General features: G+C 41.1%; 3 protein-coding genes. 1 reads left to right on the forward strand and 2 read right to left on the reverse strand.

Going from position 1 to position 3,292, the window contains the following annotated elements; translation table 11 throughout:
- Positions 1–126 precede the first annotated feature (126 nt).
- A complete protein-coding gene (locus ACFFAP_RS37365) occupies positions 127–261 on the reverse strand; it encodes a hypothetical protein (RefSeq protein ID WP_375515932.1) in 135 nt (44 codons plus the stop codon).
- Positions 262–1,079: 818 nt separating this feature from the next.
- Here ACFFAP_RS37365 and ACFFAP_RS37370 point away from each other — a divergent pair.
- Positions 1,080–2,810 (forward strand): right-handed parallel beta-helix repeat-containing protein, encoded by a 1,731-nt coding sequence (locus tag ACFFAP_RS37370; RefSeq protein ID WP_375515933.1) that lies wholly within the window; start codon positions 1,080–1,082, stop codon positions 2,808–2,810.
- An 83-nt stretch (positions 2,811–2,893) separates the two neighbouring features.
- Here ACFFAP_RS37370 and ACFFAP_RS37375 read toward each other — a convergent pair whose 3' ends face one another.
- The gene (locus tag ACFFAP_RS37375; RefSeq protein WP_375515934.1) at positions 2,894–3,061 is read right to left on the reverse strand and encodes a hypothetical protein; all 168 of its coding nucleotides are present in this window, start codon (positions 3,059–3,061) and stop codon (positions 2,894–2,896) included.
- Positions 3,062–3,292 lie beyond the last annotated feature (231 nt).

Here is a 3,292-nt window from a genome sequence, read left to right on the forward strand (position 1 = left end):
CGTGGCGGGGTGCAGCCCCACCCGCTATTTGTGCCAGTTGCGTAAGTCCTGTCTAATAGAAAAGCCTGTATTGACTGACTGATAAAGCTTTCATAGATTGGCTGCTCGGAAAGGGACAGAAGAGGGCTAAATGATTATGTCCTGGTCATTGCTTTGCTTGCTTTCTTGTGAACTGTCATATTGTGTTAACAACTCAGCCGGATCGTTGTAAATGGCGATCGCGTTGGCACTAGCCTTGCTGTTAGGGACTCTGGGGTGCATGCCTTGATAGCGCTAGAAGAGGCAGGAATTTAGAAGAGAAATTATTTTGGGTTTTGGAATGAATGGTCTGGCGAATTCTCATACCATTTCTTTATGAGGCTACGCCAAATTTTCTTGGCTTCTTCTTTCTTTCTTTGTGTCCTACCCTGTGGGAAGCATCGCTTCTTTAAAAATTTTTAGAGAAACTTCATCAAATCCTCGCACAAAGCGCTCTCCACTCCCATATCACTCTGGAAATTAACAGGACTCCACCACGACATCTCCATGTTTTTTTAGCTTTTGTTGTAAAAAATATAACTATATTCAGGATATTCACTGATTTATATTCGTTGTATAAAAGTTAGTTTTAATACATGAGTTCACCAGGCTCAGTTACACCGCGTACAACAGGTTCGACTAAGTTGTTACATTAGTTCCCTTAAGTTAAGGGGTAAACCTACTAAAGTTTCAACCAATTCAACTTTGACCACTCAACAAACGCAGAGATGACAGGAAATGTCTTTGGCTTTGCGCTGCATTGTCTGCGTCGAAATTGGTCGATCACCTTCAAGAAAACACTGACAATTGACGGTATCGACATCCCTACTTTAACCATCAACGGTTAATAGGATAAAAATTTTCAGTTTTATAACAGTTTTTCTACAAACGACGCCATTTCTTTTTTGCGATCGCCACATGTAAGGGCGGGTACGCCATCGCACAGCTGCGACTGTCCTGAAAAGTCCAGATAAATCACCCATTCAAATAACTACTTAGCAACATAGTTTATTGCTGAGAACGTACTACCAATTCACCTTATAAAATTCGGAGTTAATCTCATGGCTGGCAAAACATACTACGTTTCTGGAACAGGCAATGATAAAAATGATGGCTTAAAGGAAGGATCTGCATTTCGCACCCTCCAACAAGCTGCGGACTTGGTGCAGGCAGGTGATACCGTCTACGTCATGAATGGTACTTACACAAATACTTACCCTAATATCCTGAGTATTTCAGATAAGCACGGTACCGAAGCCGCGCCGATCACATTTACTGCTTATCCTGGACACACACCTGTTTTACAAACACACGATAAAAATTGGAATGCTATCTCAATTACAGGCTCTTCTTATGTAGTCATTAATGGGCTGAACCTGGTGGGGGCACGAGATGATAATACATTAGAATATGCGCTTGAGCATAAAGATGATTTGAATAACCCAGCAACATCTGGGAACGGTATTAACGTTTCCTACATCGATGGCGACGAAAAGCAACGTTCACATCACATCACAATTAGTAATAACAACATTTCTAAGTTTCCAGGAGGCGGGATTGCAACAGCAGAAGTAGACTACATTACAATAAAAAACAATGTGGTTTCTGGAAATTCTTGGTACTCACCTCATGGAACCCAAGGAATTACAATGCTTCACCTTTGGAATTCCGATCAAAACGTAACAGATTACAAAGTAATTATTCAAGATAACACTGTCTTTGATAATAAACAATTAGTTCCTTGGGCTAATGCAGGAAAAGTAACAGAGGGTCATGGAATAATGCTTGACACTTCTTCTGTTGGAAATGTTGCATACCAGGGCAAAGCCTTAATTAGTAAAAACGTAATTTACAACAATGGTGGCGCAGGTATTCAGATTTTCAAAGGAGAAAACCCTGTAGACGTTGTGAATAATACAACTTACCAAAATTCCCAAGAACTATCAACCGGAGAAATTTTCCTTAACAGTGCTAAAAATGTTCGGGTTGTTAACAATATTATGTATGCAAAGTCCGGAGAGTCTGCCAGTTCTATTGCTAATTCTAGTAATTATTCATTTGATAACAACCTTGCTTACAACGGAGTTCTTAAAGGTACAGGATCAGGAAATGTATTAAACAAAGACCCGTTGTTTGTGAATGCAGCGAATCATGACTTTAGGCTCAAACCTGGAAGTCCTGCGATCGATGGTGGTTCCAATGCTTTGAATAGCGTCACTAAGATTACTCCCCTAGATGGCGATGGCAACGGCAGTGTATTGACTGATATTGGCGCATACGAAGCCCCTACCAATAAGACTCCTATTACTAACAAAATTAATCTTCTCAATGGCACTGATAGCTCTGAGTACCTAAAAGGCAATGCCCCAGCCAACAAGATTTATGGGTTTGGGGGTCAAGACACCATCGTAGGTAATCTAGGAAATGACCAACTTTCCGGAGGCGACGGAAACGATACGCTATTTGGTGGTATCGGCGATGACCAACTATTAGGGGGCACAGGCAATGACTGGCTTTATGGGGGCAATGGCAAAGATGTACTTACAGGGGGTTATGGCACCGATACCTTTGTATTGGCTTCTGGTGACGGCACGGATTCCATTACTGACTTTGAAATAGGTAAGGACAAAATTGCCTTGTCAGGTGGTCTCCAGTTTGGTCAATTATCGATATATCAACAAGGAAGTATTGCCTTCATTATGGATAGTTCTGACAATCAAGTGTTGGCGAAATTAGATAATGTCACTGCAAGTATACTTTTGGCTCAACCTTCCACTTTTATTACTGTTTAGTTGTGTCTTTTGATAACCAAGTCTCTTCTCTTTTTGGGCTACGCCAACGCCGAGTATTTTTTACCCTTTGATAATCGCTCTTTTCAAATCCTGAACTGTGATATCGCTTTTCCCAAAAATGTAATGGATTTAACTTTATAATCTACTGGATTAACAAAAATGGCTTTGACACGCACTAACAAATCTTTCGCTCCAAGTTGAGGTTTCTCGATATCAATCTCAGAAAAACGTTTCACTTGCTGCTTAGTCATTGTAGGGTAATAATACAGCGTAGTTTACCGCCGCAGGCATTGCACCTCACTCTTGTATCATCCCAAAAGCTGAAAAACCCTATATAGAGTCATCCATCCAACCACACTCGCAATCCCAATGCACCCACGCTGACCAGTCGCGGTCAAACTCATATCCACATTGAGGACACTTGCCAGAACCTATCCCACTAATGCCAGATTGTGGTAATCTATTTTTGAGTTGATTTGGGT

The sequence above is a fragment of the uncultured Nostoc sp. genome (genome assembly GCF_964245575.1).
Lineage (GTDB): Bacteria > Cyanobacteriota > Cyanobacteriia > Cyanobacteriales > Nostocaceae > Nostoc.